Annotated in this window: 14 protein-coding genes and 2 pseudogenes; 9 read left to right on the forward strand and 7 right to left on the reverse strand. The window is 69.7% G+C overall.

The features are described 5' to 3' along the window. Positions 1-527 (reverse strand): annotated as a pseudogene (locus tag ABZW30_RS21490) (hypothetical protein); the annotation flags it as partial. A gap of 221 nt (positions 528-748) precedes the next feature. Next, complete coding sequence (locus tag ABZW30_RS21495) at positions 749-1,627, reverse strand: alpha/beta hydrolase (RefSeq protein WP_355672742.1); 879 nt, start codon at positions 1,625-1,627, stop codon at positions 749-751. 126 nt (positions 1,628-1,753) lie between these two features. Between ABZW30_RS21495 and ABZW30_RS21500 the strand changes: the two genes are divergently transcribed. After that, complete coding sequence (locus ABZW30_RS21500) at positions 1,754-3,739, forward strand: BTAD domain-containing putative transcriptional regulator (RefSeq protein ID WP_355672743.1); 1,986 nt, start codon at positions 1,754-1,756, stop codon at positions 3,737-3,739. Between the two features lie 477 nt (positions 3,740-4,216). On the opposite strand, the gene ABZW30_RS21505 is transcribed toward ABZW30_RS21500, so the two are convergent. Then, positions 4,217-5,122, reverse strand: coding sequence for a LysR family transcriptional regulator (locus ABZW30_RS21505; RefSeq protein ID WP_355672744.1), 906 nt, complete (start codon positions 5,120-5,122; stop codon positions 4,217-4,219). A 139-nt stretch (positions 5,123-5,261) separates the two neighbouring features. Here ABZW30_RS21505 and ABZW30_RS21510 point away from each other — a divergent pair, with 139 nt between their 5' ends. Further along, on the forward strand, positions 5,262-6,080 hold the full coding sequence (locus ABZW30_RS21510; RefSeq protein WP_355672745.1) for a 3'(2'),5'-bisphosphate nucleotidase CysQ: 819 nt from the start codon (positions 5,262-5,264) through the stop codon (positions 6,078-6,080). Positions 6,081-6,121: 41 nt separating this feature from the next. Then, positions 6,122-6,718, forward strand: a complete 597-nt coding sequence (locus ABZW30_RS21515; RefSeq protein ID WP_355672746.1) for an NAD(P)-binding domain-containing protein — start codon at positions 6,122-6,124, stop codon at positions 6,716-6,718. 124 nt (positions 6,719-6,842) lie between these two features. On the opposite strand, the gene ABZW30_RS21520 is transcribed toward ABZW30_RS21515, so the two are convergent. The 3 genes from ABZW30_RS21520 to ABZW30_RS21530 all read right to left on the reverse strand — a co-directional run bounded on the left by ABZW30_RS21520 (position 6,843) and on the right by ABZW30_RS21530 (position 8,622). Continuing rightward, complete coding sequence (locus ABZW30_RS21520) at positions 6,843-7,052, reverse strand: hypothetical protein (protein WP_355672747.1); 210 nt, start codon at positions 7,050-7,052, stop codon at positions 6,843-6,845. A gap of 173 nt (positions 7,053-7,225) precedes the next feature. Next, entirely contained in the window at positions 7,226-7,627 is a 402-nt protein-coding gene (locus tag ABZW30_RS21525) for a nuclear transport factor 2 family protein (protein ID WP_355672748.1), read from the reverse strand. Continuing rightward, positions 7,624-8,622, reverse strand: coding sequence for an NADP-dependent oxidoreductase (locus ABZW30_RS21530; protein WP_355672749.1), 999 nt, complete (start codon positions 8,620-8,622; stop codon positions 7,624-7,626). The genes ABZW30_RS21525 and ABZW30_RS21530 overlap by 4 nt, the downstream gene beginning before the upstream one ends. A gap of 122 nt (positions 8,623-8,744) precedes the next feature. Between ABZW30_RS21530 and ABZW30_RS21535 the strand changes: the two genes are divergently transcribed. Further along, on the forward strand, positions 8,745-9,620 hold the full coding sequence (locus ABZW30_RS21535) for a LysR family transcriptional regulator (protein ID WP_355672750.1): 876 nt from the start codon (positions 8,745-8,747) through the stop codon (positions 9,618-9,620). Positions 9,621-9,649: 29 nt separating this feature from the next. Then, the gene (locus tag ABZW30_RS21540; RefSeq protein WP_355672751.1) at positions 9,650-10,066 is read left to right on the forward strand and encodes a hypothetical protein; all 417 of its coding nucleotides are present in this window, start codon (positions 9,650-9,652) and stop codon (positions 10,064-10,066) included. 266 nt (positions 10,067-10,332) lie between these two features. Here the strand turns inward: ABZW30_RS21540 and ABZW30_RS21545 are convergent, their stop codons facing one another. Continuing rightward, positions 10,333-11,061, reverse strand: coding sequence for a TetR/AcrR family transcriptional regulator (locus ABZW30_RS21545; protein WP_355672752.1), 729 nt, complete (start codon positions 11,059-11,061; stop codon positions 10,333-10,335). Positions 11,062-11,130: 69 nt separating this feature from the next. Between ABZW30_RS21545 and ABZW30_RS21550 the strand changes: the two are divergent. From ABZW30_RS21550 to ABZW30_RS21565, 4 genes and pseudogenes are all read left to right on the forward strand, one after another. Further along, a pseudogene (locus ABZW30_RS21550) lies at positions 11,131-12,266 on the forward strand (NAD(P)/FAD-dependent oxidoreductase). A 435-nt stretch (positions 12,267-12,701) separates the two neighbouring features. Then, positions 12,702-13,211, forward strand: a complete 510-nt coding sequence (locus tag ABZW30_RS21555) for an N-terminal phage integrase SAM-like domain-containing protein (RefSeq protein ID WP_355672753.1) — start codon at positions 12,702-12,704, stop codon at positions 13,209-13,211. Between the two features lie 63 nt (positions 13,212-13,274). Beyond that, the gene (locus ABZW30_RS21560; RefSeq protein ID WP_355672754.1) at positions 13,275-14,108 is read left to right on the forward strand and encodes a site-specific integrase; all 834 of its coding nucleotides are present in this window, start codon (positions 13,275-13,277) and stop codon (positions 14,106-14,108) included. 717 nt (positions 14,109-14,825) lie between these two features. Beyond that, a complete protein-coding gene (locus tag ABZW30_RS21565; protein ID WP_355672755.1) occupies positions 14,826-16,076 on the forward strand; it encodes a tyrosine-type recombinase/integrase in 1,251 nt (416 codons plus the stop codon). Positions 16,077-16,113: the final 37 nt, after the last annotated feature.

Here is a 16,113-nt window from a genome sequence, read left to right on the forward strand (position 1 = left end):
GCTTCGGCTTTCGCTCCGCCGAGGCCGTCATCGCCCTCGTCATGCTCTGCCTCGGCGGCAACCGCCCCACCCTGCCCCGACGCCAACTCACATGATCCGACCCACAGATCCAGCACAAGAGCCCGAAACCGGTCGGGACGACAGGATTTGAACCTGCGACCCCTTGACCCCCAGTCGCGGGTGGCCCCCTCGAACTCGGGGCGATCGAGCTTCACCGACACGACCGCCGTCAGGCCCGCGCCGAGCTGGGTGGGGGTGAAGCCGGGGTCGGACGGGGTGAGCAGCTGTTGCTCCCGGGCGTAGGCGGTGACCGCAGCCGCCAGGCCGTCGCGGAAGCCGAGCTCGTGCGTGCCGCCGCCGGTGGTCGGCTGGCTGTTGACGTAGCTTGCGACCCGCTCCACGGCGCCGCCCGCAGCGACCCCGTCGACCGACCGGCGGAGGTCTTCGACAACACCGTGACCCTCCACAGCGGACCGCTGACGCCCGCCCGCCTGCTGGTCCCCGTCGTACCGGAAGAACCGGCGCACTGACGGATCCGGTCGTGGGACTCCGGCGGGATCTGCTTGAGCCGGGCCAAGAAGCCGAGTCATATCCACTCGTCGTGGCCTGAGCCGAACATCGGCGGTGGCAACCTCGGGCCGCTCGGGCAGCAGCGCCGCGAATCGGTCACCGAGTGGTCCGGTCAGTCGAGGTCCTCCACCAGGTCTATCCGGGCGACCTCTTGCACGATCTTCCGGGCAGGTTCTGGTCAGCGGGCCATGAGCTTGCGGAGTTCCGCGGTGATCTGCTCGGGGGCTTCCTCGGCCATGAAGTGGCCACAGTTGACGGTCGTGTGGGCCAGGTCCGGTGCCCAGGCGGACCAGAGTGCCCGGGCGTCGAAGCCAAGGAGCGCACCCCAGTCCTGCTGGAGGACGGTGACCGGCATCCTCAGCTGGTTGCCCGCGTCCCGGTCGGCCTGGTCGTGGGCGACGTCGATGCCTGCGGACGCGCGGTAGTCGGCCACGATCGAGGGCACCGCCGCGCGGCAGGCGTCCAGGTACGCGGCGCGGACGTCGGGGGTGATCGCCTCAGGGCGCTGGGACCAGATGTCCAGGAAGTGGCCGAAGAAGGCGTCCGGGGCGGCCGCGATCAGCTGCTCGGGCAGACCCGGGGGCTGGGCCATCAGGTAGAGGTGGAATCCGACGGTAGCGCTGGTGCCGCGCAGCACCTGCCACATGTCCAGGGTCGGCAGGACGTCCAGGCAGGCCAGGAGGGTGATGGCGGCGGGGTGGTCGAGTCCGGCACGCATCGCGACCAGGGCGCCGCGGTCGTGGCCGGCCAGCGCGAACCGCTCGTGGCCGAGGGCGCGAGCGAGCGCGACGACGTCGGCGGCCATGGTGCGCTTGGCGTAGCTGACCCCGTCCGGGTCGGCGGGCTTGTCGCTGGCGCCGTAGCCGCGCAGGTCGGGGCAGATGACCGTGTGGTCCGCCGCGAGAGCGGCTGCCACGTGCCGCCACATCAGGTGCGTCTGCGGGAAGCCGTGCAGGAGCACGATCGGGCTGCCCGAGCCGCCGACGGCGGTGTTGAGGGCGATGCCGTCGGCGACCTGGACGCGCTGGTAGTCGAAACCGGGGATGGTCGGTGCCATGGTGTGTGCTTTCGTCGGAGCGTGCGGTGTCTGCCGGTCGGCGGACGCTGACGAGCCTGCCGCGCGCCAATCAGCACTCGATCAGCGCGTACCGTGGCAGGCGCGGGGCACGGTCGGGAGGTACGGATGGAACGGATGGCTTTCGGTGTGCTCGGGCCGGTGGTGGCCTGGGACGGCACCGGCGGCGTCCTGGACTTGAAGGGCCCGCGGCACCGGGCGGTGCTCGCCCGGCTGATCACGGCCCGCCGACGGGTGGTCCCGGTCGCCCGCCTCGTGGCGGACCTCTGGGAGGAGCCCGGGCCGGGCGCCGTGGGTTCCGTACAGACCTTCATCGCAGCGCTGCGCCGTGTCCTGGAGCCGGATCGCCCGCCCCGGGCCCCAGCCCGCCTGCTGGTCACGGAAGGCCCCGGGTACGCGCTGCGGGCGGCGCCGGACGCCGTGGACGCCTGGCGCTTCGAGGCGGCCGTCGCTGCCGCCGCGAAGCTGCCGCCCACCCAGGCGCTGGACCGGCTGGAGGCATCCCTGGGATGGTGGCGAGGCCCGGCCTACGCCGACTGCGCCCAGCAGGACTGGGCCCGCGGCGAGCGCTCCCGGCTGGCCGAACTGCGGCTGCAGGCCGTGGAGCAACAGGCACGGGCCCGGCTGGCCCTGGGGCTGGCCGCCGAGGCGGTGCCCGACCTGGACGCCCACCTGACCGAGCATCCCTGGCGCGAGGAAGCCTGGCAACTGCTGGCCCTTGCGCTGTACCGCACGGGCCGCCAGGCGGACGCGCTCGCGGTGCTGCGCCGGGCCCGGGCCATGCTGGCTGACCAGTTGGGCGTGGATCCGGGCCCGGAGATCCGTCGCCTCGAGGCGGGCATCCTCACCCAGGACCCGCAGCTCGACCTGCCGGCCGAACCGATGACGGCGGCGGCTCGACTGTGGACCCGGGCGACCGCTGCCTACGACCGAACCGTCGCCGCAGGCGCCCGAGCCCGACTGGAATCGACGATCGGTCTGGTCCGAAACCTCGCGCTGACCGGCGGCGCCGGCCTGCGGGCAGCGCAGGAACACCGCCTGCCGGCCATCACCGCGGCGGAGGAGTTCGGCGACCCGGCCCTGACCGCCCGGATCATCGGCGCCTACGACGTCCCCGCGATCTGGACCCGCAACGACGACCCGACGCAAGCCCAGCGGATCGTCGCGGCCGCCGAGCGCACCCTGGCCGCCCTGCCGGACGACGGCTCGCACGAGGCGGCGCGCTGCCGTCTGCTGGGCACGATCGCACTGGAGATGCGCGGCACCCGCTCCCCGCGCGGCCCACAAGCCGCGCGCGAGGCGGAGCGGATCGCCCGCCGCCTGGACGACCCCACGCTGCTGGCGTTCGCCCTCAACGGGGCGTTCATGCAGTCCTGCGCCCGGGCCGGTCTCGCACCGCGGCGGGACGCGATCGGCGCGGAACTGGTCCAACTGGCCGCCCGCCACGGCCTGGTGACCTTCGAAGTGCTCGGCCACCTGATCCGCATGCAGGCGCGCAGCGCGCTCGACGACTTCCCGGCCGCAGACGCGCACGCGGCCGCCGCGGACAGCCTGGCGGACCGCCATGAGGTGCCGCTGGCAACGGTCTTCACACAGTGGTACCGCGCGCTCCGGTTGGCTGCCTCCGGGCAGACCTTCCAGGCCCAGAGGGCATACCGGGCCGCCGCCGCCCGGCTTGACGGCGCCGGCATGCCCGGCGTCGAGCACGGACTGCTGCCGCTCACACAGCTGTGCCTGCATCTGGCCGACCACAGCCCGTCCGCGCGGGACGCAGCCGAACACGTCGATCTGAACGCGAACTGGGGCCCGTACCACCCCTGGGCCGCACCCTTCGCCGCACTGCGCACCGGCCAACGCGCCGACGCGCAGGCGATGCTGCGCGCCGTGCCCGAGCCTCCCGCCGACCTGACCTACGAGGCACTGTGCTGCCTGCAGGCCGCAGTCGCGCTGGACCTCGGCGACCGGGCGGTGCTGAAGCGACTCCACGCCCGCCTGCTGCCCGCCTCGGGCGAACTCGCGGGCGCAGGCAGCGGCCTGATCACCCTCGGCCCGGTGAACCGCTGGCTCACCGCCATCGCCGACGCCCTCGGCTGAGATGTCGATTCAACGGACCCGGATCAGTCCGGCCTAGCCTCCCCGCTTCAGGCCGTCTGCCTGGTCGACCTGTGCAGGCAGTCTGAAGGAGCGGGAGGCTGGGCCGGACTGCTCCGGGGCCGTGCTGCCATCACTCATCTGGATGGGGCTGGATCGATCGCAGGACGCCCAGGCGGCAGCGCCGCGAACGGATCCCGGAGCGGATCGTCAGCCATGATGGAAGGACGGCGGCGGGCCGGGCTCGTGATCCCGCCCCGAGGTCGCGCCCCGAGCGTGGCGCCGTCGTCGTGCGAACAGACCTGCTGGCGACGGCAAGGGCCGAGAAGTCAGAGGCTCGGCCGGCTTGCCATGCTGGGGCTGGGAGGACCGGGGTTTTCGGCGTCCGCGCGGTCCAGGCTTCGCAGGGCCCGCATGCCGCCGATGCCCGTCATGGCCACCGGTCTGTGTGCCGACCCCGAAGCGGCCGGACGACGCCGACTACGACGCTCCGCACACGGCTAGCGCGGTTCGCGCCAGCCCGCGCAGCCAGGCGTGGGCGTGGTCGGTGTCGTAGCGCTGATGCCACGACAGGTATATCGGTGCCGACGGCAGTTCGAGAGGGAGCGGGAGCAAGACCAGGCCGAGGTCGGCGACTGCGGACCGCGTGGTCACTTCGGGGACGCTGATCAGGAGATCGGAGCCGCGTACGAACTCCAGCGCGGCCGCTTCCGTCGGCGCGGTGGCCACCACGCGGCGGGTGAGGCCGAGCCGTGCGAGGGCGTCGTCGAGGGCGTTGCTGAGGTTTCCACGTCGCGAGACGGTGACGTGCTCAGCGGCGGCATACCGCTCTGCGGTGATAGTCCTAACACGGGTGAGGGGGTGTCCCTGCCTCACGACGATGGCGAGGCGGGTCTCGCCCACGTTCTCGGCACGGATGTCCGGTGCGCTCGGACGGTTGGCGTTCGCCTCCAGGTCGACCTCGCCGCGCCGCAACTCGGGGGTGTCGACGCTCGATTCCGCGACGAAGCGCAATCGCACGCCCGGCGCCTGTTCGCGCACGGCCGCGAGCAGTGCGGGGCCACTCAAGGCGACCAGGGAATCGTGCCAGCGGAGTGCGAAAGTGCGCTCCACCGTTGCCAGATCGAGTTCACGGCTCGGCGCCAGCACCCCCTGGACCTGGTGTAGCAGCTCGTGCACCTGTTCCCGCACCGCGATCGCATACGGCGTCGGGGTCATCGTGCGGCCGGTGCGCACCAGGATCTGATCCCCGGTCGTGCGCCGGATTCGGCCCAGACTCCGGCTCATCGCGGGGGCGGTGACATGCAGGCGCGCGGCCGCCCCGGCCACACTTCCCTCCTCCAGCAGCGCGTCGAGCGCGGCGAGCAGGTTCAAATCCAATTGCATGTGAGTAATCCTAGCCGTGCTTGACATGCAGTTGAAGTTAATTAAGGGGCTGTCTACCGTTGAGGCGAAAGCGCAAGAAGTAACGCGCAGTTCGGCCCTCGACCGGCCTCAGCACCCCTCCTCAGACGGGAGTACCACCATGTCCGAAACGCTTCAGACCACTGACGTCGCCGCCTCCGACGCCGACGTGCTCGACCAGACCGCGATCGCCGTGCGTGAGGCGGGTTCGGCGCTGCGCGAGCGCTTCGGCGAGGTGGTCCGCTACCAGACCCGCGAGGAGCTGATGCGCGCGCTGGCCGCCAACGACGACACGGTCCTCGACATCCTGCGCCCCCGCCTCACGAGCCTGCGCCCGGACGCCGGCTGGGTGGAGGACGAGCTGGACGGCGGGGCGCTGCCGCCCGGTGAATGGTGGGTAGTGGATCCGGCCGAAGGCAACGTCAACCACCTGCACGCCCTGGCCGAGTGGGCGGTGACCGCCACCCTCGTGCGCGACAACCAGCCGGTGCTCACCGCGGTCCACCTGCCACTGACCGGCGAAACCTACACCGCGCTCACCGGCGCGGGCGCCCACGTCGACGGCCGACCGCTGCACGTCTCCCCCACTGCGGACCTCGGCCTGAGCATCGTGGCCACCAGCCAGGCCCGGCCCGACGAGGACGAGAAGGTCGTGCGACGCGTCGGCTCCTCGATCACCGCGATGCTCTTCGACGCGCTCGTCGTCCGCACCGCCGTGCCCGCGACCCTGCACCTGCTGAACGTGGCCGCCGGCCGGATCGACGCCTTCTGGCAGTTCGCCGGCGCCCGCGCGGACCTGCTGCCCGGGGCGCTGCTCGTCACCGAGGCCGGCGGACGGATCTCCGACGCCGGGGGCCGCCCCTGGACCCCGCAGAGCGAAAGCTTCCTGGCCGCCGCACCCGGCGTCCACGCCGAGGCCGTTGCCACCCTCTCACGCTGACCGCGCACCACAACCTGCACGCACGGAAGGACCAGATCATCATGACCACGATCGCAGTTCTCGGAAACGGCCGCGTCGGCGGCAACCTGGCCACAGCCCTCACCCGGGCAGGGCATGAGGTGACCGTGGCGGACCGCGCGCCGGGCGCCGCCGCCGACGCCGCCCGGACAGCCCGGATCGTCATCAACGCCACCCCGGGCGCCGGCTCGCTGGAGCGGCTCGTCGCCCTGCGCGACGAACTGCGCGGCAAGATCCTCGTCGACGTCTCCAACGCCACCCTCGACGGACCGGACGGACTGCCCGCCGATCTGATCTACCCCGGCTCAAGCCTCGCCGAGCGACTCCAGGAAGCACTCCCCGAAACGCACGTCGTCAAGACACTCAACACCATGCTCTTCCCGGTGATGACCGCACCGGCCACGCTCACCCAGACACCGACCGCGTTCCTCTCCGGCGAGGACCCCCAGGCCAAACAGACCGTCCGCGAACTGCTCACCGACCTCGGCTGGCACAAGGACTGGATCACCGATCTCGGCGGGATCCAGACCGCCCGCGCCACAGAGGCCGCGATCCTCTTCGTCCCGCACGTCATCCGCTCCAGCGGATTCACACCCTTCGCGATCTCAATCGCCCGCTGACTGTCGAGCCGCGCCGGCTGGAGGTAGCCGGAGCCGGCGCGTGGCATGGATCGGTTCCCAGTGGCACACGATCGTGGCATGTACTGTCCGACTTGGTGGCGGAGTTGACGTTGACCTAGGGGCGTCAGGCATGAACTCTCCTGAAAATCAGAGTGCCGGCGTCCAGGTCGATGTCCGGGTCCGGCAGGCTGATCTTGGCCGAGACGGCTCGGCAAGCACGATCGGCATGGCCCGCTGACTGGAAGACGCTCGGATTCGGCTGCGGCTGCACCGCTTCGAACGCCACATCGGTAAGGGCGGGTTCGGCCCGTACCAGATACTGCTCGTCGGCCAACGGTCCAGCCGGCTCGCTCCGGCTGGACCGGCCGGTACCCACGTGCCAACAATGCGTCGACCAGCCGGCCATCCCCCTACAGAGGCCCGTGCTGTTCGTCGTCGGCCCAATCGGTACCCGGGCGCCGCCGGCAGGCACCCGACGATCCGCCGGACACACTGCCTGGCCCCGCCCTAAACGGCGTTGTCCAGCGTCAAGGTGAGCTCGGCGATCCGCCACCCACCGTCGGAGCGGCGCAGGCAGAACTTGTAGACCCCGGTCGAGATCATCTGGATGCTCTCGCCGGTGTTCCTCGTCTGCACCAGATAGGCCCGCACCTCAGCGGTGACGGCGTCCGTCGTCGTGACCACGACATTGCCCAGGTGGTGCCGCACCCTTCCGGTCTGGGCCGTGTGCCCGTCACGGATGAAGTCGAGCACCGCCGCGCGTCCGGCGACCGGGCCGAGCACTCCCTGTCCGGGCATCGTAAAGGTCCAGGTGGTGTCTTCGGTCAGAACCGCTTCCAGCTCGGGCACATTCAGCTCGTCCAGGGCGTGGGCGTAGTGCGCCACGGCTTGCTGGAGTTCGGCGATCACGAGACCACCGTCAGCACGATCTTGCCTTGGATGTGGCCCTGCGCGGCTCGCGTGTGTGCGCTGCCCGCCTCGGGCAGCGGGTAGGTGCTGTCCACCCCGACCTGCAGCTTGCCCTCGTCGAACAGGCGCCCGATCTCGGCGAGCTGGGGGCCGTTGGAACGCACCTGAATGTTCGAGACCGTGATGCCCAGACTCGCCGTCTCTTCCGGGTCGTACTGGGCGAAGAACACCGGAAGCATGGTGCCGCCGCGCTTGAGCACGGTCAGGAAGCGTGAGCTGTCCGGGCCACCGACGGTGTCGATCACCAGGTCGACACCGCTGGCCACGTCCGCGGCCTGCGTCCTGGTGTAGTCGATGAACTCATCGGCGCCGAGCTTGCGCAGGAACTGCTCGTGCCGCCCAGAGGCCACCGCGATCACGTGTGCCCCCTTCCATTTCGCCAGCTGCACCGCGAAGTGACCCACTCCACCGGCGGCCCCGTTGACCAGCACGGTCATCCCTGGCGTGATCGGCACCGGCTGGTGCACCTGACCGGTGAAAACAGACGGCACGTCGTGGCCGAGGTCAACCAGGTACTGCCACGCCGTAAGCACAGCCATCGGCGCCCCAGCCGCCTGCACGTGGTCGATACCGGCCGGCTTGTGAGCCAGGTCCGAAGCCGGCGCGGCCACGTACTCGGCGTAAGTCCGGCCGTCGAATCCGGGGAACCGCAGCATGCCGAAGACCTCGTCACCGACGGCGAACCCCAGCACGTCCGGAGCGACCGCCTGGACCACTCCCGACATGTCCGTTCCGGGGACCAGAGGGAACTCCAGGGCCGGCCTCATCTCGGCCGGCATGACCTTCATCCCCTCACGCAGGTACCAGTCCGGCGGGTTGATGCCCGCCGCGTGCACCCGGACGAGCACTTCGCCCGGGCCGATCTCGGGAACCGGCACCTCGTCATACTGCAAAACTTCCGGCCCGCCCGCTTCATGGAACTGGATCGCCTTCATCGCGTCTGTCGCCTTCCTGGGGAAACGTTGCTCCTTAAGTCAAGGCCCACCGCGGCATCGCCGTCCAAGACCAATCCGGCAACCTGATCATTCCGAAACGGCATGACGCGTACGCTGCAAGGGTGAACGATCTCGGACAGGACCTGGAACTGCGGCTGGTGCGCTACTTCACCGTGGTGGCGGCGCACCAGCACTTCGGCCGGGCCGCCGCCGACTTGCACGTGACCCAGCCTGCGCTGAGCCGCCAGATCCAACGGCTCGAAAAGTATCTCGGCGCACGACTGCTGGACCGCGTGCCCCAGGGCGCCCGGCTCACTCCGGCCGGCCAGAGGTTCCTCCCCCGGGCCCAAGCCCTGCTGCAGGCCGCCCGCCAGGCCGAACTGGCCGTACGTGAACAAGCCGAGACCGAACGAATCGCCATCGGCTACGTTGAAGACTTGGTGATCACTGCCGCCGTACGGGAACTGCGCCGCCGTTACCCGGACGCTGAGATCACCACCCGGTACCTGAGCTGCCGCGACGTCGGGGCGCTGTCCGACAAGCGCGTCGACGCCCTGATCGCGCGGGCCCCGCTGCCGCTCGCCGCCGACGACGTCTTCACCACCCCTCTGTATGAGGAGCCCCGGATGCTCGTGGTCCCGCGCGGCCATCCCTTGGCCGACCGCCCGTCGGTGACCGCGGAAGAACTGGCCGGCGAGGAGGCGGCGCCGTGCCCGTTCGAGACTGCGGACTGGACTTCCTACCGGATCCTCGGAGCCGACGTGCCGCCGATCGAGAGCTACGAGGACAAGCTCGAACTCGTCGCGAGTGGCAGGGCGATCGCCGTGCTACCGGTCGGCGATCGGCGTAGCTCACTGCGCCCCAACCTCGTCACCGTCCCGATCGAGGGCGCTCCTTCCAGCCAGGTCGTCCTGGTCAGCCGCAAGGGCGACCCGAATCCGATGATCAGGAATCTCCGGCTGGCGGCCAAGGCCGTCCTGACCGCCCCGGCAGCCTGACCGGGCTCGCCTTCTCCTACAGCAAGGCGATGCGCGAGGGCCAGGAGGTGCGCATCCTGCGCAAGGACCTGGCCCACCTGGTGCCGTGGATGCCGTCGCTGGAGCAGACCGTCGCCGACATCGCCCAGGACGCCCCGCACTGGGACTTCACGGTGTTCCAGCCCAGGGCCGATGACATGGCCATCGCCAACGTGGCGCTGTCGACGGAGTGGCCCGCCTGGTCGAAGAAGCAGGCCCGCGCCGCCCGGTCGGTCTGCGCGGTGTGCGACTACGACCGGCGCTGGTTCAAGGACGAGACCCGGATGCCGTTCGACATCCGGCTGCCCGAGCGGCCCAAGGCCCGGCGGCTGGTATGCGGTGCTGCTCCCAGCCCCGTACCCGGGTCAACGCCGACGCCACCCCGACGACGCGGCCACCGGGCCCGGCTCGCTCGTTTGACCAGATAGGTGAGTCAGCGCCGCGTAGCGTCGGGCGCGAGGAGGCTGGTCAGCTCCGAGATCGCCTCGGGAGAGGGCTTGAAGTAGCGGATCGACTTCCCCCGGAGATGGTCGCCGAGCTGGCCCAAAAGCAGATACGACGAGGCGTCCGCCGATCCGTGCAAGCCCTGGCGGGTCGTTTCGGGGGATCGCGTTGCATCGGGGGTTCGGCGCGCGGAGGCCGGCGTCGGGGGGTGGAGTTCCCCGATGAACCGCCAGGTGACGGCGCCGGATCGTCAGGGCCGGACCGGGAGGTTGGCCTCCCATCCGTCGAGGAGCCGTTCGAGTCCCAATTCGAACCCCCGCTCGGCGCTGTCGGCCGCGTGGGGAAGCTCGGCATCACGAATGACCCGGGCGAGGAGTGGATGGCGCCCGCTCTTGACGACTTTGTCGAGGTAGGGCGCATGAGCGTCCATCCATTGCTGAATGCCGACTCCGGAGCGTCGGACGGCTTCCTGTTGGGCGAGCTCGCCGATGGCGTAGCCGCGGACGAAGGCCTGCAGTGTGTCGACGACGGTGATCATGACGTCGATATCGAAGCCGAGGGGATCAAGGGCGGCGAGTGCGTGTTCGATGGCATCGAGGGAGTTCGGTCCAAGCGACGGGCGCCCTGCTGCGAGGGAGGTCATCCAGGGATGCCGGTGGAAGGCGGCCCGGGAACGACGGGCCAGGCCTCGCAGGTCGCTGCGCCAGTCGCCGGTGGAGGCAGGCGGACCGCCGCCTTCGGCCGCTACGGCGTCGAGCATGAGGTCGAGCAGGTCGTCTTTGGACGCCAGGTAGCGGTAGAGCGAGGCTGTGCCCGTTCCCAGTTCCTTGGCGACGCGCCGCATGGACAGCGCCTCGATGCCCTCGGCGTCGGCGATCGCGATAGCGGCGCTGGTGATCTCCGCCCGGGTGCGTGACGGCGCGGGGCCTTTCGCGGCCCGCTCCGGCCGGTTCCAGATCACCGTGTGAGCGTCGTCCATCGGTCTTCCTCCTCGCTACTGCGCTCACTGTTCGCAGTATCGCGGCGTCCAAGCGAAAGGGAAACCACCATGACCACTCCCGTCACGATCGTCGGCGCCGGGCTCGGCGGCCTGACCCTCGCACGGGTCCTGCACCTGCACGGCATCCCCGCGACCATCTACGAAGCCGAGATATCGGCGGACGCCCGCGCACAGGGCGGTCAGCTCGACATCCACGAGTACAACGGCCAGCTCGCCCTCGAAGCGGCCGGCCTCACCGACGAGTTCCGCGCGATCATCCACGAAGGCGGCGAGGCCCTGCGCGTGCTCGACCAGCACGGCGCGGTACTGCTCGACCAGCCCAACGACGGCACAGGCGGTCGCCCGGAGGTGCTCCGCGGAGACCTGCGCCGGATCCTGATCAACTCGCTGCCCGACGAGATGATCCAGTGGGGACACAAGGTCACCAGCGTCCACCCCCTCGGAGACGGGAGGCACGAGCTGACCTTCGCCGACGGGCCAACCGTGACGACCGGCCTCCTCGTCGGCGCGGACGGCGCCTGGTCGAGGATCCGGCGCCGCTACTCTCCGACGCGAAGCCCGAGTACGTCGGCACGTCGTTCATCGAGACCTACCTGTACGACGCCGACCAGCGCCACCCCGCAGCGGCCAAGGCCGTCGGCGACGGTTCCCTGTTCGCGGTCACGGCCGGCAAGGGGATCCTTGGCCATCGAGAGGCCGACGCCGTTCTTCACACCTACGTCGCGCTCAACAAGCCGCAGGACTGGATCGCCGCCATTGTCGCCAGTCCCGAAACGGCGGCGGCCCAGGTCACGGCAGAATTCGCCGGATGGGCGCCTGAACTCACCGCACTCATCACTGACGGGGAAACAGCCCTCGCCCCGCGCCCGATCAGCGCCCTGCCGATCGGCCACCGCTGGGACCGCGTTCCCGGAGTGACGCTGCTGGGCGACGCCGCCCACCTCATGTCACCGTTCGCCGGGGAGGGCGCCAACCTCGCCATGTTCGACGGCGCCGAACTCGGCAAAGCCATCGCCGCACATCCCGACGACGTCGAAGCCGCCCTTGCGGAGTACGAGCAGGCCCTTTTTCCCCGCAGTGCCCAGTTCGCCGCCGAATCCGACAAGAATCACCAGCTGATCTTCGGCGACAACGCCCCCGCCGGCCTGCTCGACCTGCTCATCGGCCAGGAGGCGACCAAGTGAGCGAGATCGCTGGAGGGGAAAGGGAGTTACTGACCTCGGCGCTTGAAGGTGACGCCGGTGGCAGATCCTGGAAACGGCTGCGACGGTCCGCCGGTAGAACGCGCCGATCCATCACCCCGAAGCGCCGAAGTCAGTAACGAGCCGAAGTCAGTAGTCTGCTTAACCATCCCCGCACCTGCAGACAACAGCGTCGACCAAGTGCCTCGCACAATGTCCCTTGCCGCAGTGTTGACGGAAGTCCCATCGGGACGAACCCGTAAGGTGTGGGCGCGCGACTACGATCCCTTGTCGCCGCAACAAGAGATCGTCGCAGGTCAGGGCACCATTTCGCCCGCTTGTGGGCACGGCGTGAGTGCGGGGGTTCACCGTCGGCTGACGTCTGTCAGGAGACCATGAGCATGGCTGTTCGTACGACCCGCGTTGGAAGTGATCACCATGCGCTCCGCAGCCCACGCCGGGCACGTCTACCGCCGGTGCGGCTGCCGCGACGAGGCTGGCAAGCAGTTCGGGGCCCATTGCCCCGAGCTCGTCGCGGACCCCGATCACGGCGCCTGGACCTTCTCCCTCGACCTCCCCTCCCCCGATCACCGACGCAACAACGTCCGTCGCGGTGGCTACCCCACCGCCGACGCAGCCCGCGCAGGACTCCGCCGGATGGTCGAGGGCCAGGCCGCCGGCTTCAGCGCCGACCCCAACCAGACCCTCGCCGACTACCTCACGGCCTGGCTCAAGGACAAGCAGCTCACCCTGAAGCCCACCACCTACGTCCGCTACCGCGACTACGTCACCAACGACCTCGTCCCCGCCCTTGGCGCGATCAGGCTCGATGACCTCGGCCACTCCCACATCGCCGCCTTCACCCATACTCAACTCGCAGCCGGACGCGGCAAGGTCACCGTCCACCGCTGCCTCGCCACGCTCTCCAGCACCCTAGGAGTCTCCTGAAGATCTTGGTTCGGTCGCCCAGTTCGCCCCAGATTGCCGGCAAATGTCAATCAGGTCGAACTGGTGCAAGCCGGGCGCATTTTCAAGATCTTCATCAGACTCCTAGGCGACGCCGCCCGCCACCGCCGGCTCCCCTACAACCCGGCCCGCCCCACCGTCATCCCGAGACCCGCGGCGGCAGAACGGCAGATCTGGACCGTGCAGGACACGATCCACTTCCTGCACTGTTGCCAAGCCACCGACCCGGCCTTCGCCGACCTCATCGAAGTCCTCATCGGCACCGGCATCCGTAAGGGCGAAGCCCTCGCCCTGCACTGGGACGACGTCCACCTGCCTGAACGCGTCCTGTACATCCGCTACACGCTCTCCGCCATTGACAACAACCGTCTGATCCTCACCTCACCGAAGACCCGCTCCAGCAAGGACTGGGTCGCCCTCTCCGCGCGCGTCGCCATCGCACTGCGCCACCGCGCCGAGGACAAGGATCCGTCGCTCTCCCACGCGGACCACGGAGGCTTCGTGTTCCACCGCCCCGACGGACGCCCCCTCCACCCCGCCTACGTCCTCAACCACTTCCACGACCTCTGCCGCGAATTCGGCGTCCCCCGCACCACCGTCCACGACCTGCGCCACCTCGCGGCCACCATCTCCATCACCGCTGACGTCCCCCTCACCGTCGTCTCCAAGACCCTGCGGCACGCCACCCTGTCCACCACCGCGAACATCTACGGCCACCTCACCACCCAGGCCGCCCGCGACGCCGTCGACACCATCGACCACGCCCTCACCTCCGCCAGCCCAATCGAGCTCCCACGCCCGCGCGCACCCGGGGATCACACCACCCGAGTACGCAACCAGAGGGTCGCCACCAGAACCCAGCAACGGAAGGCGAGTTGAGACACCGCATCCCTGACGTGATCAGCTCGGGCGAAATCCCGCCCTCACAATGCACTCACGAGCCCCGAAAAACGCGTCAAGGCCGCTCCCACCTCACGGTGGAAACGGCCTACGACCTGCGAAAACGCTGGTCGGGACGACAGGATTTGAACCTGCGACCCCTTGACCCCCAGTCAAGGGGTTCAACTAGTGTCGACAGCCGAGACCTCACGGCCTCGGCTTATTTGTTGGTCAAGTACACTGAAAACAACGGAAGTTGAAACTCACCATGGAGATCTGCGGTCGACAGAGCCGGAGCCCGGCGGATGCCCAGGCGGGTTCAAGTTCGTACGTAGATGCCCGTTATCGCCTACGGGCGCTCACGGGCGCTCACCAGGCGCGGTCCCAAGCTGGTCCCCAAATGGTCCCCAGGCCCCCGGACCCGCCTTCGTCACCGCGAGTGACAGCAATCTGTCGACCCTTCAGCAGGACCCTTCTGCCGACCGCAGCAGCCCGTCGCGCATTGCCCCTGGCCAGACGAGGCAGTCCGGTCGGATCAGGGTCGACTACCCACTGGATACGGATAGTGATCTTCCGGGCGGTGTGTCGTCTTGAGCGTGTCCTCGCCATCCAGTTCTGAGGACTTCACGCACCGCCCAACGCGCTCTGCCGCCACACCCGACACAGCAGCCACTCTTGCCCCAGATTCACCAGGCAGTCCGGGAGAAGGGGAAGCTCATGGGACAGCGTGCGCAGCGGGGCAGGGTGTACCGGCGGTGCGGGTGCCGGGACGAGGGCGGGAAGCAGCTGGGTGCGTGGTGTGAGCGGTTGCTGGAGGAGGCGGGGCACGGGTCGTGGACGTATTGCGTCGACCTGGCGCCGCAGGACGGCCGGCGGCGCACCCGGCGTCGTGGCGGGTTCGCGACCGAGGTTGAGGCGGCGCAGGAGCTGGCGGCGGTGCTGGAGGGTGAGCTGAGCGGGGCGTACGAGGAGCGTCGCACCACCGTGGCGGAGTACCTGCGGGAGTGGCTAGCGGCGCGGAAGGAGGTGCTCACGGCGAACACCTATGCCGGCTACAAGGCGTACGTGGAGAGGGACCTGGTCCCCGCGTTCGGGCGGTGCCGGCTGCTGGACCTGCGGCCGAAGCAGATCGAGGCCTGGATGGCCGGACAGCGGAAGGCCGGCCGGGGTCGGGTCACGCTGTACCGGGTGGTTTCGACGCTGCGCAACGCGCTGAACCACGCGGTGCGGTCGTGGCGGCTGAAGTTCAACCCGGCCGAGCACTGCGTGCCGCCCAAGCCCCGCGCCGAGGAGCGCATGTGCTGGACGCCGAAGGAGGCCGCGGTGTTCCTGCTGCACAACGCGGAGCAGTATGCCGACCCACTGGCCGACCTGTTCGAAGTCCTGATCGGCACCGGCATGCGCCGCGGTGAGGTCCTCGCCCTGCACTGGTCGGACGTCCACCTCATGGACCGCAAGCTGTTCGTCCGCTGGACCCTGTCCGCCGTGGACAACGGCGACCTCCACTTCAACCAGCCCAAGACCGAGGCCAGCCGAGCCTGGATCAGCCTCTCCCCCAGGGTCATGGCCGCCCTCCACCGCCAGGCCGACCTCCAGATGGCCGACCACCCCGATGGCCGACTCGTGGGCCTGGTCTTCGCCCACGCGGACGGATCGCCGCTGCGGCCCCAGTGGGTCCTCGACCAGCTCCGCAAACGCACCGCCGAACTCGGACTCCCGAAGATCGGGCTGCACGACCTGCGACACACCGCAGCCAGCATCATGATCGCCGAAGGCATCCCCATCGCCATCGTCTCCAAGACCCTGCGCCACGCCACCCTGGCGACCACGATCAACCTCTACGGCCACCTCTTCAAGGACTCCGCCGACCAGGCCGTCAACGCCCTCACCCGAGCACTCGACCAAGCCCAGCCGGACCGGCTCCGAGCCATCCCCCGCGGCGACGACGACCTGCCGCTCGCGGCATAGCCGCCCGGTTGGTCGGTCACCCGACCTGCCGTGCCGG

This window comes from Kitasatospora sp. NPDC004669 (assembly GCF_040609455.1).
Classification (GTDB): Bacteria; Actinomycetota; Actinomycetes; order Streptomycetales; family Streptomycetaceae; genus Kitasatospora.

Excerpts from the sequence above, each read along its gene's own strand:
- ABZW30_RS21495 (WP_355672742.1), bottom strand. The coding sequence starts at position 1,627 with ATGGCACCGACCATCCCCGGTTTCGACTACCAGCGCGTCCAGGTCGCC.
- ABZW30_RS21555 (WP_355672753.1), top strand. The coding sequence starts at position 12,702 with ATGCGCTCCGCAGCCCACGCCGGGCACGTCTACCGCCGGTGCGGCTGC.
- ABZW30_RS21530 (WP_355672749.1), bottom strand. The coding sequence starts at position 8,622 with ATGAAGGCGATCCAGTTCCATGAAGCGGGCGGGCCGGAAGTTTTGCAG.
- ABZW30_RS21500 (WP_355672743.1), top strand. The coding sequence starts at position 1,754 with ATGGAACGGATGGCTTTCGGTGTGCTCGGGCCGGTGGTGGCCTGGGAC.
- ABZW30_RS21515 (WP_355672746.1), top strand. The coding sequence starts at position 6,122 with ATGACCACGATCGCAGTTCTCGGAAACGGCCGCGTCGGCGGCAACCTG.
- ABZW30_RS21540 (WP_355672751.1), top strand. The coding sequence starts at position 9,650 with ATGCGCGAGGGCCAGGAGGTGCGCATCCTGCGCAAGGACCTGGCCCAC.
- ABZW30_RS21545 (WP_355672752.1), bottom strand. The coding sequence starts at position 11,061 with ATGGACGACGCTCACACGGTGATCTGGAACCGGCCGGAGCGGGCCGCG.
- ABZW30_RS21510 (WP_355672745.1), top strand. The coding sequence starts at position 5,262 with ATGTCCGAAACGCTTCAGACCACTGACGTCGCCGCCTCCGACGCCGAC.
- ABZW30_RS21505 (WP_355672744.1), bottom strand. The coding sequence starts at position 5,122 with ATGCAATTGGATTTGAACCTGCTCGCCGCGCTCGACGCGCTGCTGGAG.
- ABZW30_RS21565 (WP_355672755.1), top strand. The coding sequence starts at position 14,826 with ATGGGACAGCGTGCGCAGCGGGGCAGGGTGTACCGGCGGTGCGGGTGC.